17 protein-coding genes and 2 tRNA genes are annotated in these 21,978 nt (G+C 67.1%); 9 read left to right on the forward strand and 10 right to left on the reverse strand.

Going from position 1 to position 21,978, the window contains the following annotated elements; all coding sequences use genetic code 11:
• Positions 1-306 precede the first annotated feature (306 nt).
• The gene (locus tag V5F84_RS11890; protein WP_394045507.1) at positions 307-1,326 is read right to left on the reverse strand and encodes a KpsF/GutQ family sugar-phosphate isomerase; all 1,020 of its coding nucleotides are present in this window, start codon (positions 1,324-1,326) and stop codon (positions 307-309) included.
• Between the two features lie 413 nt (positions 1,327-1,739).
• Here V5F84_RS11890 and V5F84_RS11895 point away from each other — a divergent pair, with 413 nt between their 5' ends.
• The 3 genes from V5F84_RS11895 to V5F84_RS11905 all read left to right on the forward strand — a co-directional run bounded on the left by V5F84_RS11895 (position 1,740) and on the right by V5F84_RS11905 (position 5,703).
• Positions 1,740-3,668, forward strand: coding sequence for a hypothetical protein (locus tag V5F84_RS11895; RefSeq protein ID WP_394045505.1), 1,929 nt, complete (start codon positions 1,740-1,742; stop codon positions 3,666-3,668).
• Positions 3,669-3,681: 13 nt separating this feature from the next.
• Positions 3,682-5,271 carry a PEP/pyruvate-binding domain-containing protein gene (locus tag V5F84_RS11900; protein WP_394045503.1) on the forward strand — a complete coding sequence of 530 codons (1,590 nt, stop codon included), beginning with the start codon at positions 3,682-3,684 and terminating at the stop codon, positions 5,269-5,271.
• 177 nt (positions 5,272-5,448) lie between these two features.
• Positions 5,449-5,703, forward strand: coding sequence for a hypothetical protein (locus tag V5F84_RS11905; protein WP_394045501.1), 255 nt, complete (start codon positions 5,449-5,451; stop codon positions 5,701-5,703).
• A 153-nt stretch (positions 5,704-5,856) separates the two neighbouring features.
• On the opposite strand, the gene V5F84_RS11910 is transcribed toward V5F84_RS11905, so the two are convergent.
• Positions 5,857-6,864 (reverse strand): NAD-dependent epimerase/dehydratase family protein, encoded by a 1,008-nt coding sequence (locus V5F84_RS11910; protein ID WP_394045499.1) that lies wholly within the window; start codon positions 6,862-6,864, stop codon positions 5,857-5,859.
• 576 nt (positions 6,865-7,440) lie between these two features.
• On the opposite strand from V5F84_RS11910, the gene V5F84_RS11915 reads away from it, so the two are divergent.
• The 3 genes from V5F84_RS11915 to V5F84_RS11925 all read left to right on the forward strand — a co-directional run bounded on the left by V5F84_RS11915 (position 7,441) and on the right by V5F84_RS11925 (position 12,333).
• The gene (locus V5F84_RS11915) at positions 7,441-8,952 is read left to right on the forward strand and encodes a porin (RefSeq protein WP_394045497.1); all 1,512 of its coding nucleotides are present in this window, start codon (positions 7,441-7,443) and stop codon (positions 8,950-8,952) included.
• Positions 8,953-9,231: 279 nt separating this feature from the next.
• The gene (locus V5F84_RS11920; RefSeq protein ID WP_394045495.1) at positions 9,232-11,439 is read left to right on the forward strand and encodes a BON domain-containing protein; all 2,208 of its coding nucleotides are present in this window, start codon (positions 9,232-9,234) and stop codon (positions 11,437-11,439) included.
• Between the two features lie 150 nt (positions 11,440-11,589).
• Complete coding sequence (locus V5F84_RS11925) at positions 11,590-12,333, forward strand: helix-hairpin-helix domain-containing protein (protein WP_394045493.1); 744 nt, start codon at positions 11,590-11,592, stop codon at positions 12,331-12,333.
• An 85-nt stretch (positions 12,334-12,418) separates the two neighbouring features.
• Here the strand turns inward: V5F84_RS11925 and V5F84_RS11930 are convergent.
• The 4 genes from V5F84_RS11930 to V5F84_RS11945 form a co-directional block, all read right to left on the reverse strand.
• Positions 12,419-12,495, reverse strand: a tRNA-Pro gene (locus V5F84_RS11930).
• A gap of 138 nt (positions 12,496-12,633) precedes the next feature.
• Positions 12,634-13,128 (reverse strand): DUF192 domain-containing protein, encoded by a 495-nt coding sequence (locus tag V5F84_RS11935; protein WP_394045491.1) that lies wholly within the window; start codon positions 13,126-13,128, stop codon positions 12,634-12,636.
• 9 nt (positions 13,129-13,137) lie between these two features.
• Positions 13,138-13,716 carry a cold-shock protein gene (locus V5F84_RS11940; protein WP_394045489.1) on the reverse strand — a complete coding sequence of 193 codons (579 nt, stop codon included), beginning with the start codon at positions 13,714-13,716 and terminating at the stop codon, positions 13,138-13,140.
• Positions 13,717-13,847: 131 nt separating this feature from the next.
• On the reverse strand, positions 13,848-14,609 hold the full coding sequence (locus V5F84_RS11945; protein WP_394045487.1) for an SIR2 family NAD-dependent protein deacylase: 762 nt from the start codon (positions 14,607-14,609) through the stop codon (positions 13,848-13,850).
• Positions 14,610-14,660: 51 nt separating this feature from the next.
• Between V5F84_RS11945 and V5F84_RS11950 the strand changes: the two genes are divergently transcribed.
• Both V5F84_RS11950 and V5F84_RS11955 read left to right on the forward strand, forming a co-directional pair.
• Positions 14,661-15,083 (forward strand): VOC family protein, encoded by a 423-nt coding sequence (locus tag V5F84_RS11950; protein WP_394045485.1) that lies wholly within the window; start codon positions 14,661-14,663, stop codon positions 15,081-15,083.
• 178 nt (positions 15,084-15,261) lie between these two features.
• A tRNA-Glu gene (locus tag V5F84_RS11955) sits at positions 15,262-15,336 on the forward strand.
• Between the two features lie 428 nt (positions 15,337-15,764).
• Here the strand turns inward: V5F84_RS11955 and V5F84_RS11960 are convergent.
• The 4 genes from V5F84_RS11960 to gbd form a co-directional block, all read right to left on the reverse strand.
• On the reverse strand, positions 15,765-16,883 hold the full coding sequence (locus V5F84_RS11960; RefSeq protein WP_394045483.1) for an alkene reductase: 1,119 nt from the start codon (positions 16,881-16,883) through the stop codon (positions 15,765-15,767).
• Between the two features lie 167 nt (positions 16,884-17,050).
• Positions 17,051-17,824 carry an SDR family NAD(P)-dependent oxidoreductase gene (locus V5F84_RS11965; protein ID WP_394045481.1) on the reverse strand — a complete coding sequence of 258 codons (774 nt, stop codon included), beginning with the start codon at positions 17,822-17,824 and terminating at the stop codon, positions 17,051-17,053.
• A gap of 339 nt (positions 17,825-18,163) precedes the next feature.
• Positions 18,164-19,546, reverse strand: coding sequence for an MFS transporter (locus tag V5F84_RS11970; protein ID WP_394045479.1), 1,383 nt, complete (start codon positions 19,544-19,546; stop codon positions 18,164-18,166).
• 138 nt (positions 19,547-19,684) lie between these two features.
• Positions 19,685-20,824 carry a 4-hydroxybutyrate dehydrogenase gene (gene gbd, locus V5F84_RS11975; protein ID WP_394045477.1) on the reverse strand — a complete coding sequence of 380 codons (1,140 nt, stop codon included), beginning with the start codon at positions 20,822-20,824 and terminating at the stop codon, positions 19,685-19,687.
• 181 nt (positions 20,825-21,005) lie between these two features.
• Between gbd and V5F84_RS11980 the strand changes: the two genes are divergently transcribed.
• Positions 21,006-21,926 carry a LysR family transcriptional regulator gene (locus V5F84_RS11980; RefSeq protein WP_394045475.1) on the forward strand — a complete coding sequence of 307 codons (921 nt, stop codon included), beginning with the start codon at positions 21,006-21,008 and terminating at the stop codon, positions 21,924-21,926.
• Positions 21,927-21,978: the final 52 nt, after the last annotated feature.

Consider the following 21,978-nt stretch of genomic DNA (forward strand, 5'->3'; position numbering starts at 1 on the left):
TTGCGTCAAGCCTTCAAGCCTGGCAAATACTGGCTGTTTCCTAACCAAACCACCAGTTGCGGTGCGGCTATTGGTTGCGTGGCGGTGCCCGGGTAGGGTGCGTCATGGGCGCTTGCTTACCGGGGGATTGATGGTCGATGCTTGGCTAAGCGGTCTGCATCTCTCTACCTGACGGCGTGCGGCTCGCTCGATTTGGCGCAGCGCAATAGGATCGCTGACTTCGTCCGGCTGAAGCTGGCCCAGCGATGCGGAGTGCTATGCGTTGAAGCAATCCTCCGAAAATGGATTGCTTAATATTTGTGCCCCTCACCCCACCCCCGCCCTCAGGAGATCGTGCATGTGCAGGAGGCCGACCGGCTTTGTGCCCTCGCGCACGACGAGAACGGTGATGCGCCGTTCGTTCATCAGGGCGACGCATTCGCTGGCGAGCGTGGAGGGGGGGACGCTCACCGGGGATTTTGTCATGAACGTGGTGACGATGCCGGCAAGATCGCCTTCCGTCACCGCGCGGCGGATATCACCGTCGGTCACGATGCCGCGCAGGCTGCCGTCCTCCGCCTTCACCAGGACACAGCCGAGCCGGCCCGCGCTCATGGCGAGCAGAACTTCGGGAACCGGTGTATCGGGCGTCACCACGGGCAGGTCGGGGCCGGAATGCATCAGGTCGGCGGCGCGGATCAGGATGGTTCCGAGCTTCCCGCCAGGGTGAAACACCTTGAACTGCTCCGGCGAGAAGCCGCGCCGCTCCAGCAGGGTCACGGCGAGCGCATCCCCCATGACGAGCTGAAGCGTGGTGGAGGTGGTCGGGGCCAGCTTGTTCGGGCAGGCCTCCTCGGCGGAGGGAAGAATGAGCGCGACGTAGCTGGCGCGCGCGATCGTGCTGTCCTGCTTCGAGGTCAGGGCGATCATCGGAATGGAGAAGCGCTTGCCATATTCGATGATGGGCCGGAATTCCCCGGTTTCGCCCGACCAGGAGACGAGGATCAGTACGTCATCCTTGGTCACCATGCCGAGGTCGCCGTGGCTCGCCTCCGCCGGGTGCATGAAAAAGGCCGGGGTGCCCGTGGAGGCCATGGTCGCGGCGATCTTGTGGCCGATATGGCCGCTCTTGCCCATGCCGCTGACGACCACGCGGCCGCGCGAGGTCAAAATCAGGTCGACAGCCTTCTCGAACGCGGCGCCGAGCGGACCCAGCAGCATCGCACGCAATTGGGTGAGGCCGCGCGCTTCCAGTTCGACGGCCCGCACCCCGGCCGCCAGGGTGGCGCTGATACCTTCCGGCGCTGTCGTGGCAGATAAACGCAATTTGCTCGTCTCTTTCGTCATGGCCCGCGCCCGATCAAGGCGCCCCGGTTGTGCAGCCGCCCGTCACCTGGCGGAGGGCGGGCACAACGGTAGATAAGCGCCAATGCCGCATCGCCCAGGGCCATTTCCCACGGCCCGGTGCGGTCCGGCCTCATCCCCTTGGTGCGAGCGGGGCTCACTTCGCAAATAGCCATGGCCTGTGGCCGTGGAACGCAGATCTTGACCCGACCCGCACGCGGCCCGGCCGAAAACGTTCCGGGCCGCGTGCAGAGTCAGAACGCGTTTTATGGCAGCAGTTCGCACGGCGATCAAGGCGCGGCGCCTGCGGCGGCACCCCGCTCCGGCCGAACATGACATCACCATGACTGACCTGCCGCAATCACATCGCAGGCGCCCCATGCTTTGGTCCGGTGCGACGCACGAGGATCGCAGTCATGAAAACCGAAATCATCGAGCGCCTGGGGCAGGGCGATATCCTTCTCCCCGCGCTGATCGCCGAGGGCCTGCACGCCAATGACCAGGTGAAGGCGCGCCTCAGCGTGCTCCAGGGAGCCGGGCGCCACGCCCGCGATCCGCGGGGCGCGCCGTTTGACCTGGCGGAGGAATGCCGGGCCGCCGGGCTCGACGTGGCGGCCATGGAAGCCCTGGTCGGCGAGGCCACGTTGCTTCCCGAAGGGCGGGTTCATGCGCCGGGCGCAGGCGATCTTGGCCTTGCGATCTGGAACGACGTGGAAACCATGGCGCGCTGCGTCGCCGCCGGCGACAAGGCGGAGGGCGATGCCGGCCTGGCACGTCTCGCGGGGCTGAAGGCGGCGCTGCCGCTGGGCGTCGGCGATACGCTGGACCTCGCGCTCATCGCCCAGCTTACCAGCCTGTCCGAGCACGGGGCCGAAAGCCTGCACCGCCTCGTGATGGACCTGCACAAGGCGCTCAATCGCCTGTCCGCCCAGCATGCGGAAGAAGTGATTGCCGGCGCCCATGCCTTCGGATTGCTGCCGGGGGATCGGCCGGCGATCGAAGCCTTCATGCGCGGGCTGAACGCGACGCGGGCGCTCAAGTTCGATCATCCCGGGCTGTCCACCACCGCGGCGCGCTCGGGCACGCGGCTCACCCTCCAGAACGATATCGGGGAGACGGACGCCCACGTGGTCGTCATCTCGGTGGAGGGCGGCGCCGTCACGGTCACTTATACCGACGTGCATCTGGCGCGCGCCAAGTTCTTCACCGGCCTGCTGCGGGATTTTCCTGCCCAGTGGAGCGGGCTGGAACGCAAGAGCGGGGAAGCGCTCGGCGATGACGGCGTGTTCTATCTCGTCACCGGCCGCTATCCCTATGGCGAACCGGCGGCGCGCGACGCCTTTCTGGAGGAAGTCGGCGCCTCGCTGGTATTCCTGATCGACTGGAACAAGGCCCGCAAGGTGCTGCGCAACTGGGTGCCGAAGGCCGATGCGGTGCGGGTGCTCGATTGGGCGGCGCGCAACCGGGTGGGGCAGCGCGGCTTCCTGGAACTCGGCGGCAGCGAGCTGGTGGCGGCAGCGGTCCACCATGCCGCTCCGACCCGCATCGGCTTCGGTGAGCGCCTCGACGCCGCTCTCGGCCGCGATGCCGCCGTGGATTTTCTCAAGACGGTACTGAAGGTTTCCGCGCAGGCCTTGCTGAACGGCAGCTCCGTGCGGCTCGCGCGCGACCAGATCGAAGCCGATCTGGTGCGGCACATGCAGCGGGTGGAAGCCACCTTGATGGCGATCGTGGTGCGCCAGGCGGGGTTGGCGCGGGAGATTGCGGTCGCCATCGCCCATGGCATCGCGGAACAGCAGGCCCAGCGCCCGTTTGATCGCGAGGGTCTGGCGAGCCAGGCCCGGCGGATCGAGGAGAAGGCCGATCGGATCGCCCTGGAGGCGCGCAATACGGCCGCCCGGTTCGACGCCGATCCGGCCATCGTGCGGCTGGTGAACAGCATGGAAGAGGCGATCGACGAACTGGAGCAGGCCGCCTTCGTCGCCTCCCTGGTGCCGGACGGGCTTCCGCCCGCCGTGCTGACGCCGCTGGCGGCCGTGAGCGCGGCGGCGGTGGCGGGCGCGGGCGCCGCAGCCAGCGGCATCATTGCCGCCGCCGACGTGCCGGAAGGGCAGCGCATCGATTCGGAAGACGCATTGGCTGCCGTTGGCCGGCTGATGGAGGAAGAGCACGCGGGCGATGCCGCCGAGCGGGCGGTGACCGCGCTGGTGCTCACCGAGACTTACGATTTGAAGACCGCGCTCGGCGCGCTCGATCTGGCGCGGACCTTGGAACGCGCCACCGACCGGCTGGCCGCCTTCGGCCATGTGTTGCGCGAGCATGTGCTCGCCGATCTTTCAAAGTGACCAGGAGGGGATGATGCACATCGCTCGCATCGGTGGCGGGTCCACCGCGACACCTTCCGCCGATATCATCGGCGCCAAGGCCGCCAATCTGGCGCGCATGGCGGCCTTGGGCCTGCCGGTTCCGCCCGCCTTCGTGCTGCCGGTGGACCTGTGCGCCGCCATCGTGCGGGGGGAAGACAGCGCCTTGCGCAAGCTGAAGGACGGGCTGCGCGAAGGGCTCGCCTTCCTGGAGCAGGCCACGGGGAAAGTGTTCGGCGACCGGCGACAGCCGCTTCTGGTCTCGGTCCGGTCCGGAGCCGCACGGTCCATGCCGGGCATGCTGGATACGGTGCTGAACGTCGGATGCACCGCCGAGGCGGTCCAGGGGCTGATCCGCACCAGCGGCAATCCGCGCTTCGCCTGGGATTGCCGGCGCCGGTTCCTGGAGAGCTTCGCCGACGTCGTGCTGGGGGCCGATGGCGCGGCATTCGCCCACGCCCGCGAGACCATCGCACGCACCGAAGGGGTGGCGAGCGAGGCCGATCTGGACGGCGAGGCGCTGGAACGGCTCGCGGCCGCATATGAACATCTGATCGACGCAGCGGATCTCGATCTGCCGGCCGATCCGGAAGCGCAGGTCGAGGCGGCGGCCCGCGCAGTCTATCGCTCCTGGACCAGCGATCGCGCCACCACCTATCGCCGGCTCCAGCAACTGGAGGATCTCCAGGGCACGGCGGTCACCGTCCAGGCGATGGTCTACGGCAATCGCGGCCTGTCGTCCGGCGCGGGTGTCGCCTTTTCCCGCGATCCCTCGAGCGGCGCGTCGGAACCGGTGATCGACGTGCTGTTCGGCGCCCAGGGCGAGGATGTCGTCTCCGGCAGCCGGACCCCGGATACCGAGGCCGCGATCCTGCGCGCGGCACCCGAGGCGGCGCGCGATCTGCGCGCCCGGCTGACGCAGCTGGAACAGGCCTTTCGCGATATCCAGGACGTGGAATTCACCATCGACGAAGGCGTGCTCTGGATTCTCCAGACCCGTTCTGCCAAACGGACGCCGCGCGCGGCCCTGCGGTTTGCCATCGATCTCGTGGCCGAAGGGGTGATCACCCCCGCGGAGGGACTCTCCCGGCTCGCCGATGTGGATCTCGCGAGCCTGGTCACGAAGCGCCTGGTGAACGTGGGCGATCCCGTGGCGCGCGGAATCAGCGCTTCCGCCGGTGTCGCCGTGGGCCGGATCGCCTTCGATTCGCAAAGCGCCGAGCGTCTTGCGGCAACGGGCACGCCGGTGGTGCTGGTGCGCCCCGATACCAGCACGAGCGATGTCGCCGGCTTCGCGGCGGCCGACGGCATCGTCACGGCGGTGGGTGGGCGCACGGCCCATGCCGCCCTGGTGGCGCGGCAATTGGGCAAGCCCTGCGTCGTCGGCTGCGCGGGGCTGAAGATCGACACCGCCGCCCAGACGGCCCTCGTGGGAGCCACGCTGCTGCGCCAGGGCGACTGGCTGACGCTCGATGCCGATGCGGGCGCCTTGTATCTCGGGCAGGGGCGGGTGGAGCAGGAGCGGCCCGAGGCCGACCTCGCCGAAATCGAGCGCTGGCGGAGCGACGTCCAGCCGGTCGCCTGAGCGACCGGATCCGGCCTTTTCATGTGATGGATTCGCTGCCTAAAAATGCGGCGAATCCTCACTTTTCGCGGAATCGGGAGGTGTTCAGCTGCGGTGGCAAGCTTCGAGACAGGCCCGTGGGTTTAGGTGCCGGTGGATCATTCCAAACGGGTGATTCAGATCATTATGGAGACAACAATGACCACCGTGACTTCCGCCCCCAGCGCCGCCGCCGCCAAGATCGCCGCCCTGAAGCAGACCGCTGCTGCCGCCGTTGCGACCAAGGCTGCCGCGACCCCCACCCCGAAGGCGACCGTCGCCGCCGTGCCCGCCAAGGTCACCGCCCCCGACCTGAGCGCGATCAACAGCGCCGCCTCGACCCTCCAGTCGAACCTGGCGACGCTCGCCTCGACCCCCCTGCCGACCGCTCCGACCCTGCCCGGCAAGGCCTGAGCGACGCTCGGGTCCAGCCCGCGACTCCAGGTTTCCGCGTCGGGTCCGGGCGATCTCGATGAACGAGGGCGGCATGCACGGCCTCGTTCATCGACCTGCACGCCAAGCCGTGCGCTCCGGGATCGTCGTGCGGATCGACCCCGTCCCGCGGCTTCAGCAGCCGTAATATTCCTTGTACCAGGCGACGAACGCCGCAACGCCCGCCGCCACCTCGGTATCCGGCCGATAGCCCGTCAGCCGCTCCAGCAGGTCCACATTGGCATAGGTGTGCGGCACGTCGCCCGGCTGCATGGGCATGTAATTGCGAATGGCCGGGCGGCCGACGCACCGTTCGATTTCCTCGATGAAGTCCAGCAGGCGCACCGGGCTGCCCTTGCCGATATTGACCACGCGGAAGGGCGCGGCGGGGCTCGTGCCCAGCGAATCGTCGCTCGCGTCCGCGCTGTTGCGGGTGGGCGCCACGTCGAGCAGCAGCGCCACGGCCTTCACCAGATCGTCCACATAGGTGAAGTCGCGGTACATGTCGCCGTTGTTATAGACGTCGATGGGTTCACCGCGCAGCATGCAGCTTGTGAACTTGAACAGGGCCATGTCCGGCCTGCCCCAGGGGCCGTAAACCGTGAAGAAGCGGAAGGCCGTGGTGGGGATGCCCCACAGGTGGGCATAGGAATGGCTCATCACCTCGGTCGCCTTCTTGGTGGCGGCATAGAGGGTGAGGGGGAAATCGGTGCGTTCGTTCTCCACGAACGGCATCAGCGTGTTGGCGCCATAGACCGAGCTGGTGGAGGCGAGCATGAAATGCTTCACCCCGTGCACCCGCGCCAGCTCCATCACGTTGAAGGTGCCGACCAGATTGGCATCCACGTAGGAGCGCGGATTTTCCAGGCTGTAGCGCACGCCCGCCTGCGCCGCGAGATGGATGATCGCCTCCGGCTGGAAGGCGTCGGCGACGGCGGCGAGGGCGCTCGCGTCCTCCAGCATCAGTTCGTGGGTCCGAAAGCCGGGATTCTGGAGCAGCAGGGCCTCGCGCCGGCGCTTGAGCGTGACATCGTAATAAGGTGTGAGCCCGTCGACGCCGGCGATCTCGTGCCCCGACCGCAGCAGCAGGCGCGCCAGGTGGAAGCCGATGAAGCCGGCGGTGCCGGTGACCAAGATCCGCATGACTGATGTCTCGTCGGGCTGCCGAACGCTGAGCGCACGCCCACGGCAAAGCCATCCGAGCGCGCGCGTGTCTTCACCACATTCGGCGCTTCGATTCCAGTGCAGGGGGGTCACGCGGAGGGAAATGCGAATCTCGAGCGTGGCCGGCGGGCGATTCCGGCGCGATTCGACCTCCCCGGGGCGCCTCGGGCCGGGCTTTGCCCTTCCGCTGGGGCGCTGCCCGATTTTGCGGCGGCGGCGGAAATTTCGTCAGCCGGCGACGCAGAGCTTCAACGCTGGCCACGATTTGTCGACATATGTACGGTATCATGGTAGTCAAATTAAGGCGTGTTAATCCTGCAACACTGCCCGGAAATCCAGTGTCCAAGACCCTTTCCGGGCGATACAGGCGTTGATCCCGGATGGGCCTTTTGTATGGTTGCTTTGCGACGAAGGGGGGCAGTCCCCGGTCGCCCTTCCTGTGTTTGTGGCTTCGGCCCGGGCGTGGTGGGGAATCGGGGCAAGAACCCTCTCGGGGTGCAGTGGCACCGACGAAGCGGCGCTAGCTCCCTCGGAACGAAACTTGGAGGTCACACGATGAAGATGGTGAAGAGCCTTCTCCTCGGCAGCGCGGCGGGTCTCGTCGCGGTCGCTGGAGCGAACGCCGCCGATCTGCCTGTTAAGGCGAAGGCCGTTGAGTATGTGAAGGTCTGCTCCGCTTACGGCGCCGGCTACTATTATGTTCCGGGCACCGACACCTGCCTGAAGGTCGGCGGCTATGCTCGCGCCGACTATTATGTGAACGGCGTTGGCACGTTCAACCCGGCGATCTCCAGTGTTTCCGGCGCTGCCTTCAGCAACCCCGGCACCGGCACTGCTGCGTTCCCCTTCAAGACCGATCGTAGCTCCGACTACACGACCCGCGTTCGCGGCGTGTTCGACTTCGACGCCCGCACCGCGACCGACTACGGCGTTCTGCGTTCGTATGTCCGCGGCGGCATCGAGTGGAACTCCTGGGGCGCTTCGGGCTCCTCGGCCGCTCCGTCCAACGGCGGCGCCAACCTCTACGTCGAGCGCGTGTTCATCCAGTTCGCTGGCTTCACGTTCGGTTATACCCAGTCGTTCTTCGACACGGGCATCGACTACATGCTGACGACCCCGTATGCGGGTTCGAACCAGTGGAACACCGTGATCGGTTATACCGCTCAGTTCGGCAACGGCTTCTCCGCCAGCTTGGCGTTGGAAGATGCGGCCAACCGCGTGACCGGCGTGCAGGGCACCGCTGCTGGCCTCCTGGCCACCACGCCTGCCACGATCGGCGCGCTCGGCACCTACACCAACTACCAGGGTGGTACGCAGGCTCCTGACATCGTCGCCAACCTGCGCGTCGACCAGGCCTGGGGCTCGGCTCAGCTGTCTGGCGCTCTGCACCAGGTCGTTGCCCTCACCCCGCTCACCGCCGCGGCTTACCCGACCGGCGTTGCTTACCTCGGCCAGTCCACGGACACGACCTGGGGTTGGGCGATCGGTGGTTCGGTGGAGATCAAGCTCCCCGTCATCTCCCCCGGCGACAGCCTGTACATCCAGGCCAACTATGCTGACGGCGCTCTGAGCTACCTCGGCCTCTCGGGCACCACCCAGGGTCGCGCCACCGGCCTCGGCTCCACCGACATCAACACCTTCGGCACGTTCACGTCCTATAGCGGCGCGTTCTACCCGCTGGCCGATGCCGTGTGGAACGGCTCCAACCTCAGCTACGACACCGAGTCCGGCTGGGCCCTCCAGGGTCAGTATCGCCACTACTGGCTGCCGAACCTGCGTTCGGCCGTGTATGCCGGTTACGTGGACGTCTCCGTGCCGCAGAACACCGTTGGCGCTGCCGACGTGAAGATGTGGCAGGTCGGCCTCAACACCATCTGGTCGCCGGTCAAGAACCTCGACCTCGGTGTGGAAGTCCTCTACTCGAAGGTTGAAGGCGGCAACAACACGCTCGCCAACAACGTGTCGTACTTCCCGACTGCCGTTGGCACGCTGTCCTCGGTCACCTCCGGCGTTGGTGGCTCCACCGACGTGTGGTCGGGTGGCCTGCGCGCCCAGCGCAACTTCTGATCGACGCTTCGTCGGTTTGAGATGGGCCCCGGTGGTTTCCACCGGGGCCTTTTCATTTTTAAGCGCATTAAATTTCAGGGCAGCGAATGCGCCCTGCGTCGCGAGAGACGGGGTTTCCCGTCGTGACGCGCCGCCGCCGCCTTCCTCCTGCCGCGGGCGCTGCCCGGCCGGCTGAGGCGCGGGCGCGCAGGTGTCGGATTGGCTTTACCGATCCGCCGATCCATGGGATCACACAGCGTCGGCGTCCCGTGCCGGATCCCTGGAGGAATGAGACGCAGCATGGAAGCTGGAGCGGGTGAAGATCTGCCGCGCCTGCGCTCCGGGATCTGGCTCGGGTGGCGCGCATTCGGGCTCATCGCGCTCGCGCTGGCCGGCCTCGTCCTGCTCTGGTGGCTTGCCCTCCTGCAACGTCCGGCGATCGAGGCCGATCTCGAAGAACGTGCCGTTGAAGCTTTGCGGAATACCGGCGAATCCTGGGTTCAAGTGCGGTTTAATGGCCGCGACGCGGTGATCACGGGCGAAGCTCTCGCCGAACAGCCTCGCATCAAGGTCCTGGCCGCGCTGGAGAATCTGTTCGGCGTGCGGCAGGTGAGCGATTCCATCGTCATGCTCCCCGAACGGCACCCCTTTACCTTCACAGCGGTACGGGACGGGCGGACTTTACTGGTCTCGGGCTATGTTCCGTCCGCCTATGCCCTGGCGCGGATTGGCGAGGCCGCGCGCGCGCTTCCCGGAGGCGTTTCAGTCCAAGGACTTGACCGGCTGGTGCGCGCCCGTGGCGCCCCGGCGGGCGATTTCTCCGCCGTGGTCGCCTTTGCGCTCCAGCAATTGATCCGTCTGCCCGCCGGCCGCGTGACCCTTTCCGATGACGTCATGACCATCGAGGGCCGCAGCCCGGATCTTGCCACCTATGATGCGCTCGCGGCCACTTTCCGCGAGCCGCTGCCCCAAGGCTTTCGCGTCGGCACCTTCGCGGTGCGGCCTCCGGTGGTGTCACCCTACATGTGGTCAGCGGTGCGCGACGCAGATAAGATCAATCTGCTCGGGCATGTGCCGTCCCAGGAGGCGCGCGAGCAGGTGCTTGCGGCCGTGCGTGGGGCCGTCGACGATGCTCGGGTGACCGATGAAATGCAGCTCGCGGATGGCGCGCCCAGCGCGGACCGCTGGGTGAAGGCGGTCGGCTATGCGCTTCGCCAATTGGCGCTTTTGCCAAAGGGCCGGGTCGTGATCATCGATACCTCGATCACCCTGGAGGGGGCCAGTCCGGATTATGGTTCGTTCGACGCGCTCCTGGCCGCGCGCCGCGCGCCGCCCGAAGGGTTCTCCGTTGCGCGCTTCCTCGTTGAGCCACCCCGTGTCGCGCCTTTCCTCTGGGCGGCGACGCTGAGCGGTGACACGCTGAAGCTCACCGGTGTGGCGCCGAGCGAGGAAGCGGGCCGCGGCATCGTGGAAGCCGCGCGCAGCGTGCTGCCGGGGATCATGGTTGCGGATGAGACGAAGCTGGCCTCTGGCGGCCCGCCCGCCGATGTCTGGGTGAATGCGGCGAACTTCGCGCTGGCGCAATTGGCGAAACTTCGCGACGGCCGGGCGGAGCTTTCGGGCACCCGCATTACCTTGTCGGGGGAGGCTTCCGATTCCAGCGGCTATGTCACTGTCCGCGCCGCCGCCCAAGCGCCGCCGCCGGGCGTTCAACTGGATGTCTCCGCCCTGCGTCCGCCGCTGATTTCTCCTTATGTCTTTGCGGTCCGGCGGGATGGCGAAGGGGTGACGGTGTCAGGCTTTTTCCCGGATCTCGCGACCCAGGCGGCGGTGCGCGCGCTCCTCCACAATCTCTATCCCGAGGCGCGGATCAATGATGTGAGCGCGGTCGGCGCCGGCGCGCCCACCGGGCTTTCGGAAGTCCTTCCAAAGCTCATCGCCCAAATGGCGCGGCTTGAAACCGCCGAGTTGAGGATTGTCGACGGGCAGGTTCAATTGTCTGGCGCGGCGCTGCATCCGGCGGCAGCGGGGCAGGTTGCGGACAATGTGCGCAAGGCCTTGCCGCGCAGCTTCACCAGCGAAATCTCCATTGAGCGGGCGCCTCCCGGCACTCCCGAATCCGATCAGGAATGCGCCCGCGAGGTGGAGCAGATCCTTGCCCACATGCCGCTCCTGTTCGAAGGCCATGGCGTTCGCCTCAGCGCGCAGAGCGCTCCGACCCTGGATCGCATCGTCTATGCGGTGCAGCGCTGCCCGGCGACACGGGTCGATATTCTCGGCGTGCCGGAAGGCAATGGCGGGGGCGATTTTGCCTTGTCGCGGGCCCGCGCCGACACCATTTTCGCCTATCTTCAGCAGGCCGGCGTGCCGGCTGGCCGGATGTTCGTGGGCACCGGAGCAGGGGGGCCGGCGCCCGGTTTCGACCCCGCGTCCGGCCTCGTGCGCGGCAGCGTTCAGGTGAACGTGAAGGCGGCCGGCGATCCGGTGCCCGAGCCGGTTTTGCGATGACGTCGCACCCACCGGCCGGCGCTACAGCCTCGGGAGGACGGAAAAGATGGCCTACCTCGCGTTGAGCCTCTGGCCCTACGTGCTGGGCGCATTCATGCTGGGTCTCGCCGTCGGGTATGCCCTGCCGCCGGCCAAGCGGAGGCCGCAGCCATGATGTCCTTCGAGATTGAAACCGCCCTGCTGCTTGTGCTGGCCTGTGCGCTCGGCGTCGCGGTCGGTTTGTGGTTGCGCCGCCGGGCCGAGCATCGCCGGCGCATCTCGCTGTTCGCGCAAACGACCTTTCTTCCCCTGGATGAATCCGGGCCGGGGATCGATGCTGCGGTTCTGAGGGGCGAGGCCGCGGAGGCATCGCCGGCACGGGCGGATAAGGCCGCCCCGCCCGGTGCGGCGACGGACGCGGCGGCGTCCTCGTCCAGCGATCCGGAGGGCACCCCCTCTCACCCAGCGACTCCGGCGAATCCGGCGGCGGGCCCTGCGTCAAATCCCACCGCGAGCAAGGCCCGACGGAGAGGATCGGCCTCGCAGCTCACGCTCGGCATTCCCGATGTCGGCTCATCCGAGGGGGGGCACCCGGGGGAGCCGCCCGACCCTGCCGCAGCTCCGCCAGGGGGCGGGGCAGGAGACGCACTGCCGGGGCACCGGCCGCCGGGGCTGGCTCAACCGGACGGGGCAGGGGCGGACGATCTCAAGCAGCTCAAGGGCATAGGCCCGCTGAACGAACGCAAGCTGAACGCCCTCGGCATCTACCATTTCCACCAGATCGCCGGCTGGTCGGAGGAGGAAGCGCGGTGGATCGGGGCCTTCCTCGGATTCCGCGGCCGGGTGGAGCGGGAGGACTGGATCGGCCAGGCCCGTGCGCTCATCCCCTCCGGCCCGCCCGATGAGACGGCCTGAGCGTTAAGGCGCGGGGGCCCCCTGGGAGGATTCGCGAAAACTTCCGCCCGGCACGACCGCAAAGATCCGCGCATGGAAGAAAAGATGGTCGGAGCAGCAGGATTCGAACCTGCGACCCTCTGCTCCCAAAGCAGATGCGCTACCGGGCTGCGCTATGCTCCGACGGGCGAAGCGCCTTCGCTTTCCTTAGTTTTATAAACGAGGCCCCGCAAGGGGCAGGCGGGAATAACGCGCAACAAGCTGGCAAATTCAAGAGGAACCGGCAGGGCGACGCGCGTTCCGCTCTGCTTCCCGCGGCGCCTATTTGGCGCTGAACAAGCTGGTCGAGAGCCGGTCGCCCGGCGCAATGCCCAGCCGCTTCGCCGCGCCGCCGGAGATTTCCACCACAACCTTCACCGGCTCGCCGGAAGAGATGGTGCGCGTGGAAAACGGCGTTGTCATTTCCTCGATGCGGGCAATGGTGCCGTCTTCGCGGACGAACAGCATGTCGAGCGGAATGAAGGTGTTCTTCATCCACATATAGACCGGCTCGCTCTTGCCGAAATCGAACAGCATGCCCTGTCGTTCCGGCAATTCCTTGCGATACATGAGGCCGGTCTCGCGTTGTTGCTCGGTGCGGGCAACTTCGACTTCCAGCACCACGACACCCTTGCGGGTGGCGATTTCCAACGCCTCAAGGGGCGCGTCCGCAGCCTGGGCAAAGGAAAGCCCGGCGATCAGCGCCAGCAGCAGCGCCGCGCAGGCGGAAAGGACGCGCGCGGGCAGCAGGGGGCCCGCCCAAGTCAAACGCAGCATGAATAATCCTCAATGCTTTTCCGGCAGGCCGTCCTCGACCTTCACGTCGGTCGCCATCAGGCCCTTCGGCCCGTCACCATAGCGAACCTGCACGTCCTGCCCCGGTCGCAATTCCGTGAGGCCGCGCCGGCGCAGGGTCTCCATATGGACGAAGATGTCCGGCTTGTCCTCGCCTTGGGTGAGGAAGCCGAAGCCCCGCAGGCGATTGAACCATTTCACCGTGGCGGCCTCGAAGCCGCCGCTGGGCTCGATCGTGGCGCGCGCGCGCGTCGCGGGCAGGGACGGGGGCGTGGCCGTGGACAGATCCAGCGATACGACACGGAACGCCTGCATCCCCTTGCTGCGCTCGATCGCCTCGCAGACGATCCGCGCGCCTTCCATGGCGGTCTGGAAGCCGCCGCGGCGCAGGCAGGTGACATGGATGAGAATGTCCGGGCCACCGCTGTCGGGAACGATGAAGCCGTACCCCTTGGTGACGTCGAACCATTTGATTGCACCGGCCACCTCGATGAGGCGCACCGGGGTTTCCGCCAGATCCTCTGACGGGGCGATGGGATGCGGCCCAAGCCCTTGTCCGTAGGAGCCCATGTCTACCCCGACCGTTACGCTTACGGGCCATCGATTCAAGCGCCAAGGATAGCAAGACATGTGCGCCGCGCACACCCTTTCCGGTGCGTCGGCCGGCAGATTCGCTGCCGCGAGAAGAGGCACGGCCGAAATCAGGCAAAGGGCGCAAGCACGTCGCCGATCTCGGCGCGCACCACAAGGTCGGCGATCTCGTCGAGCTCTGTCGGCTCGCGATTGAGGATGACGAGGCGCGCGCCGTTCTGCTTGGCCCGAATCGGAAACGTCGCGGCCGGATAGACCACGAGCGAGGAGCCGATCACGATGAACAGGTCGCTGCTGCGCGTCATGGCACCGGCGCGGAGCATCTCGCCCTGGGGCATGGATTGGCCGAAGGAAATGGTTGCGCTCTTCACCGGGCCGCCGCAAGCGGGACAATCGGGCGCAAGCTCGCCGTGGGCGTGGAACTGGGTGCGCACCCAGTCCAGTTCATAGCGCGCCTCGCAGTCGAGGCAGGTGGCATAGGTGCCGTTGCCGTGCAGCTCCACCAGCGCGTCTCCCGGCACGCCGGAGGCCTGGTGAAGCCCGTCGATATTCTGGGTGATGATGCCGGCGAGCTGCCCGCCTTGCAGCAGCCGCGCCAGGGCGAGATGGCCGCGGCCGGGCTTCGCGTTTGAAAAGGCTGCGTCCATCGCGAACTTGCGCCGCCAGGCTTCGGTGCGGGCGGCGCGATGAGCGAGGAAGATTTCGAACGGGATCGGCTTGTTCTGCGTCCATAGCCCGCCGGGGGAACGGAAATCGGGGATGCCGCATTCGGTGGAGAGGCCGGCGCCGGTGAAGGCGACCGCGTGATGGGCTTGCGCGAGATATTCCGCCAGCCTGGCCTGGGCGGACTTGAGATCGGCTTCCAAAGTCATACGTTGCGCGTGCCGCTTGCCGGCACTCCTGTGTTCAGACAAGGATCAGTCATGCGCTTCCTCCACACGATGGTCCGTGTGACCGACATCGACCAATCCCTGGATTTCTATTGCAATAAGTTGGGCTTGCGCGAGGTGCGCCGCAAGGAGGTGCCGCAGGGCCGCTACACGCTGGTCTTCCTCGCGCCTCCGGGCCAGGAGAATATCGCCGAGATCGAGCTGACCTACAATTGGGACAAGGAGCCCTATGGCGAGGGGCGCAATTTCGGCCATCTCGCCTTCGAAGTCGATGATATCTATGGGCTTTGCGAGCGGCTCCAGGCCGGCGGGGTGACCATCAACCGGCCGCCGCGCGACGGTTACATGGCGTTCGTGCGCTCGCCCGACAATGTCTCGGTGGAGTTGCTGCAAAAAGGCGGCCCCAAGCCTCCGCAGGAGCCCTGGGCCTCGATGCCCAATACCGGAAAATGGTGAGATCGAAGCTCCGAGGCCGCCGGCACTTCCGTGGCGTCGATCCTGTAAGCATCTGTCGACAAATACATATTTTGTGACTTCCGCCGGTTGTCGGCGGAGATCATCCACAGGCTGAGGTGTTTCGGCGGGTAAGGTCTTGCCCGCCGGAACACCTGCCCCTATAAGGGCCACGCGCTTTGCGCCCTTCGTCTATCGGTTAGGACGCCACCCTTTCACGGTGGAGAGAGGGGTTCGACTCCCCTAGGGCGCGCCATGCCGTTCGCCGACGAATCGGGCGGAGAAGGCGATCACCGCGCGATAAACCCCCGCATTCGCCGCTGTTCCGTGAAAAGAAGCGCGGATTTCGTCGGCGCGGATGTGATTTCACGCTCGCCCGGGCGCGGCGCTGCCTTCGGGTGGAATTATCCGGATAAAATGTCCCCGGCCGCTCGCGCGCGGGCAGGAGGTTTTTTGCCCCGGTGACGGTTCCCGTCACCGCCCCCGGCCGTCGCGCACGCGGGCGGGAGGTCGCACCCGCCGTCCGGCGACGGTGCAGCCTGCGATCCCTGGCGCGCCCCCGCGCCATCCCCCTATTCACCCCTATTCCCCGCGCCCTGACCCTCCCCCGCATGCGGGAGAGGGGCCCGGTGCGCGGGGAGGGTGGGGCGGCGCCTGCGCGTACCCCCCCCGGGGCGCGCGCCGCTATTCGGCCGCCTGGGCTTCGCCGAGCCGGGGATAGTCGGTGTAGCCGACCTCCTCGCCGCCATAGAAGGTGGCGCGATTGTAGGGGGTGAGGGGCGCACCGAGGCGGATCCGCTCGGGCAGGTCGGGATTGGAGATGAACAGGCGGCCGAAGGCGATGGCGTCGGCGGTGCCGGCGGCCACCATGGCCTGCGCCCCATCCGGCTTGAAATTGCCGGCGGCGATCAGCACGCGCGGCCATACGGACCGGAACAGCTCGGCGGCCGAGGGCACGTCCTTGTGGTCCACCTCGGCCTGGCCGGCGCCGCTGGCGCGCGGCTCGATGAGGTGGAGATAGGCGAGGCCCACCTTCGCCAGTTCGCTGATCAGATGGGTATAGAGCGGCAGCGGCTCCGGCTCGCCGCTGTCATTGGCGATGCCATAAGGCGACAGGCGGATGCCGGTGCGCTCGGCGCCGACCGCCTCCGCCACCGCCTGCGCCACCTCCACCACCAGGCGCGCCCGGTTCTCGATGGAGCCGCCATAGGCATCGGTGCGGTGGTTGGTGCGGGCGTGCAGGAATTCTTCCAGCAGATAGCCGTTGGCGCCGTGGATCTCGACACCGTCGAAGCCGGCGGCAAGCGCGTTGCGCGCGGCCTGGGCATAGCTTTCGATCAGCGCGGGAAGCTCGTCGGTCTCAAGCGCGCGCGGGGTCTGGAACGGCACCCGCTCGAAGGTGGAGGTGAAGGCGTTGCCCGCGGCGGCAATGGCCGAGGGCGCCACCGGCAGGGCGCCGCCGGGCAGGTGGGAGGAATGGGAGATGCGGCCCACATGCCACAATTGCAGGAACATCAGCCCGCCCTTGGCATGCACCGCGTCGGTCACCTGCTTCCAGCCGGCGATCTGCTCGGGGGAGTGGATGCCCGGGGTTCCCGGCATGCCCTGGCCCATGGGGGAGATCTGCGCCCCCTCGCCGATGATCAGGCCGCCCTTGGTGGCGCGCTGGGCATAATATTCCACATTGAGGGCGCGCGGCACGCCGCCCGGCCCGGCGCGCATGCGGGTCAGCGGCGGCATCACCACGCGATGCGCAAGCTCATAAGGGCCGAGGGCGAGGGGCGTGAACAGCGTGGTGGTCATGGAGACTCCTCGATCAGGCGTCGCCGCGCGCGGATGGCGCCGCGGCGGTCCGGGGGAAGGGGCAGGGGTAGGGGCAGGCGAAGGGGAACGCGGAACCGAAAGACGCGGTACTCGGAACGCAGGGGCTGGCGCGGACTGCGCGGGAGCGGCGGGCGGACATGGCGGGCCTAGCTTCGGATGGCCGTATAGCCGCCGTCCACAAGCAGCGTGTGACCCGTGACCATGCGCGCCGCCCCGCTGGCGAGAAAGATGACGGCGGAGGCGATCTCGTCGGGCTCCGCCGGGCGGCCGAGCGGAACCCGCGCGACCATGGCCCGGAAGTCGGCATTCTCCATGGCTTTTTCAAGCATGTCCGAGCGCGTGAAGGTGGGCGAGACGCCGTTGACGGTGATGCCATGGGGCGCCCATTCGCCGGCGAGCGTGGTGGTGAGCTGGTTGAGCGCGCCCTTGCTGCCGGCATAGACGGCGCGGAACGGGGCGCCCACATGGCCCGCCTGGGAGCTGATGTTGATCACCGCGCCCTGCACCTTCCGCGCGATCATGGCGCGCGCCACCGCCGTCGCGACGAAGAACGCGCCCTTGAAATTGATGTCGTTGATGCGGTCGAACTCCTCCGCGGTGAAATCGACGGCGGGCTTCACGATGGTGAAGCCGGCATTGTTCACCAGCACGTCGATTTGCCCTCTCGCCTGGAGCGCGGCGGCGAGAAAGGCGTCGATGGAGGCGCTGTCGGTAACGTCGAGCGTCGCGGCGAACGCTTGCCGCCCCAGCGCGCGGCACGCCTCGGCCACGGCCTCGGTCTGCACGAGGTCGCGCGCGCCGAGCACGAGATCGGCCCCGCAGGCCGCGCAGGCGAGCGCGATGGCCCGTCCGAGCCCCTTGCTCGCGCCGGTGATCATCACGACCTTGCCCGCGAGGCTGAAGCGTTCAATTCCGGACATGGCCGGCACCTCCCAATATCAGAACAAACCGCCGGCGCACCCGCGCCGACGGCTCAAGGGGATTGGGGCGGTGTCCCGTTTTATGGGACTTGGAAAACCGCCCGAGGACTGATCGACCTTCCTGGCCTAACGCGCTTGCGGCAGAGCGGCGCGCTTTCAGCAGAACGGCGTCATGCGCGCGCTTGTCCTGCATCCACGTGGCACCGTTGGTGCCGGCTTTTCAAGGCCCGCACGAGCGGCTCGGCGTGGGTGGCCGGGACACGCCCGGCCATGACAGCTGGTGAAAGGCAATGGCGCGCACCATCCCGCATGCACCAAGCCGCCGAACATCTATCCGCCCTAGATCTCGCGCGGCGTGGCGACGAGCAGGCCGGGGTCCAGGGAGGCGCCGACGGCGCGGGCCTGGGTGTCGCGCAGATAGAGCTTGCGCGGCAGGCACCACATGATCAGCACCGCCGAGGCGCCGCAGACGGCCGCGATCACATACAGCGCCATGGACGCGCTGCCGGTGGCATCCTTCACCACGCCCACCATATAGGGCCCGATGATGCCGCCGATCTGGCCGACCGAATTGATCAGCGCAATGCCGGAAGCGGCGGCAAGGCCGGACAGCACCCGCTGCGGCAGCAGCCAGAACAGGCCGAACGAGCCGATGATGCCGGTCGCCGCGATGGTGAGGCCGAGCAGCAGCGCGATCAGGCTGTTGCCGAACGCGCCGCAGATCACATAGCCCACCGCGCCGGCCACCGCGCAGGCGCCGAGATGCCAGCGCCGCTCGCCGGAGCGGTCGGAGCTGCGGGCGATCAGCGGGATCAAGACGAGCGCGATCAGATAGGGCAGGGAGGTGAGGATGCCGATGACGAAGGTGTCGGTGGTGCCGGCGGTCTTCACCAATTGGGGCATCCAGAAGATGATGCCGTAGATGCCCATGGCGAGGCCGAGATAGATCAGCGAGAACACATAAGTCACCGGCTCGCGCAGGGCGGCGCCGAAGGAATGGGCGTTCCCGACCTTGGGATCCTGGGCGAGGCGGGCCTTCAGCAGGGCCTTTTCCTCGGATGTGAGCCATTTGGCGTCGTCCACCTGGTCGTCCAGCACCATCAGCACCACGAAGCCGAGCACCACGGAGGGGATGCCTTCCAGCAGGAACAGCCATTGCCAGCCGCCGAGGCCCGCGACGCCGTCCATGAACTTCATGATGGCGCCCGAGATCGGCCCGCCGATCAGCCCGCAGATGCCGATGGACATGAAGAACAGCGAGTTGATGCGGCCGCGCTGGGAGGCGGGGAACCAGTGGGTGAAGCAATACACGGCGCCCGGAACGAACCCCGCCTCCAGCACGCCGAGCAGGAAGCGCAGCGCATAAAACGCATACTCAGAGGTCACGAACATCATCACCGCCGAGGCGATGCCCCAGCTGATCATGATCCGCGCGATCCAGCGCCGCGCGCCGACCTTGGCCAGGATCATGTTGGAGGGAATCTCGAACAGCAGGTAGCCGATGAAGAAGATGCTGGCGCCGAGGCCGTAGGCCGCTTCGGAAAAGCCCAGCTCGCTCTGCATCTGCAGCTTGGCGAAGCTCACGTTCACGCGGTCCAGATAGGCGACCACGAAGCACGCCATGAACAGCGGCACAATGCGCCATCCCGCCTTGCGGATCACCGCATCGGTTGCCTGCGCCACCGAGGCGGCGGTTTGGCCGACGGACGTCTTGATATTCATCTGAGGTTCCCTCCCACGATTTTTGGTCCTTGACGCGCTGAGCGCGAACCAAGATTTGTTTTTAAATCAATTAGATCGTTGCGCAGGCGGCGCCCTGGCGTATGCGCCGCCGCCCTTCGAAGACCGGGGACGCTGGCCTTAGAGGGATTGTGCGAGCATCCGCGCGTAATCGTCCGGGGTCGCCTCGCGCGGATTGGTCTTGTGGCAATGGTCGGCCACCGCACCCTTGATGATGCCGGCGAACAGATCCTCGCCGACGCCCACCGCGCCGAGGCTGGCGGGCAGGCCGAGATGCTCGGTGGCAGCGCGGAGGGTGGGGCCCACCTCATCGGCGTCGCCAAGGCCCATCACCTGGGCGAGGCGCTCCAATTTGTGCTCGTGCCGGGCCGAGTCGCTGTCCTTGTTGAAGTCCAGCACCGCCGGCAGGAGGATGGCGTTCAACGTGCCGTGGTGCAGGCGCGGATTGATACCGCCCAGCGAATGGCTGAGGCTGTGCACGCAGCCGAGCCCCTTCTGGAACGCCATGGCGCCCTGCATGGAGGCGCTCATCATGTTCAGCCGCGCCTCGCGGTCGCTCGGGTCGTGGGTGGCGCGGCCGATATGGGTCCAGGCGCGGCGCAACCCTTCGAGCGCGATGCCGTCGGCGGGCGGATTGAAGGCGGCGGAGAGATAGGTCTCGATGCAATGGGACAGGGCGTCCATGCCGGTCGCCGCCGTGAGCAAGGGCGGCAGGCTCAGGGTCAGATCGGGATCGCAGATCGCCACCTTGGGAATGAGATAGGGCGAGAGCACGCCCACCTTGCGCCCGTCGTCGAGGATCAGGATCGCCCCGCGCCCGACCTCGCTGCCGGTGCCGGCGGTGGTGGGAATGGCGATCACCGGCGCGGTGGCGGCGGTGATGCGCTCCACCCCGCCCTCGATCACGGCGAAGCTCTTCAGCGGCCCGTCATGGGCCGCGCACACCGCGACCCCCTTGGCGAGGTCGATGGAGGAGCCGCCGCCGACGGCGATGATGCCGTCGCATTCCCCCTCGCGATAGGCCGCGAGGGCGGCGCGCACGGCGGCTTCGTTGGGATTGGGCGGCGTCGCGTCGAAGATCGTCGCGACGGTTTTCGCAGAAAGCTGTTCCAGGATCGTGTCGAGAATGCCAGCCTTGCGCACGCCCGCGTCGGTGACGATCAAGGGGCGGCGGATCGGGATCAGTTCGCACTCGTCTTGCAGCAGCGAGACGGAGCCGAATCCGAACTGGATGCGCGTGAGGTAGTTGATCAGAGCCATTTCAAGTATTTCCCCCACGACATCGCCCGTTTGACGCGCGACTCGCATCTTTTTATATTGCAGTGCAGCGTAAGTTGGCGCCGGTTTACGACACCGTGCTGATGCAAAGGGATATGTGAGGGCGTTTTCATTGAAAACTGAGAAGAGTTGATACAGCTATATCCTGGAGTAATACAAAGACATGCTGCCTTCCCTCGGTTCCATGGTCTCGCGCCTGCATCTGCGGCATCTGCGGCTGCTGATCGCGCTGGATGATCTCGGCTCGCTCTTGAAGGCGGCGGAGCAGGTGGGATTGAGCCAGCCGGGCGCCAGCAAGGCGTTGCAGGAGATTGAGGAAACCCTCGGCGCCACGTTGTTCACCCGCACCAATCGCGGGCTGGTGGCCAATGATGCCGGCCTGTGCGTGATCCGCTATGCGCGGTTGATCCACACCAATCTCGGCCAGATGCGCGAGGAGATGGAAGGCCTGCTCCAGGGCCACGGCGGCAAGCTGGCGCTCGGCGTCATCATGGGCGCGGTGCCGCTACTGACCGAAATGATGCTGCGCCTCATCAAGGCGCATCCCGCCATCTCGATCGAGCTGGTGGAGGACACCAGCGCCGAATTGCTGCGCCTGCTGGACCAGGGGCGGCTCGACATCGCCATCTGCCGCACCACCATCAGCGAGCGGCCGGACCTCTACGACAGCGTGATCGTGCGCGAGGAAACCCTCGCCGTGGTGGCGAACACCCATCACCCGGCGGCCACCCGCAAGCGCATCGAGCTTGCCGACCTCGCCGAGGCGCGCTGGGTGGTCTATTCCGCCAACATGCCCATGCGGGTGCTGCTGGAGCGCGAGTTCCAGCAGGCCGGGCTGCGCTTTCCGCTTTATCTGGTGGAAACCACCTCGGCGTTTGCGACCCTGTCGCTGCTCCAGCGCGAGCCTTCGTTCGTGGCGCTGCTCTCAAGCGAGGTGGCGCAATTCTGCACCAGCTTCGGCATGACCTCGATCCTGCCGCTGCAATTGCGCTCGCGCAGCGAACCCTATGAGCTGGTGACCCGTCGCGGCGCGCCGCTCTCGCCGGTGGCGCGCTATTTCATCGAGGGGTTCAACCTGCGCTGAGCGGGGGCGCGGCGACGTCCTTGCGCCGCCGCCGACGGTTCAGGCGCGCGCT

The organism is Roseixanthobacter liquoris, from assembly GCF_043195135.2.
Taxonomy (GTDB): domain Bacteria; phylum Pseudomonadota; class Alphaproteobacteria; order Rhizobiales; family Xanthobacteraceae; genus NCEH01.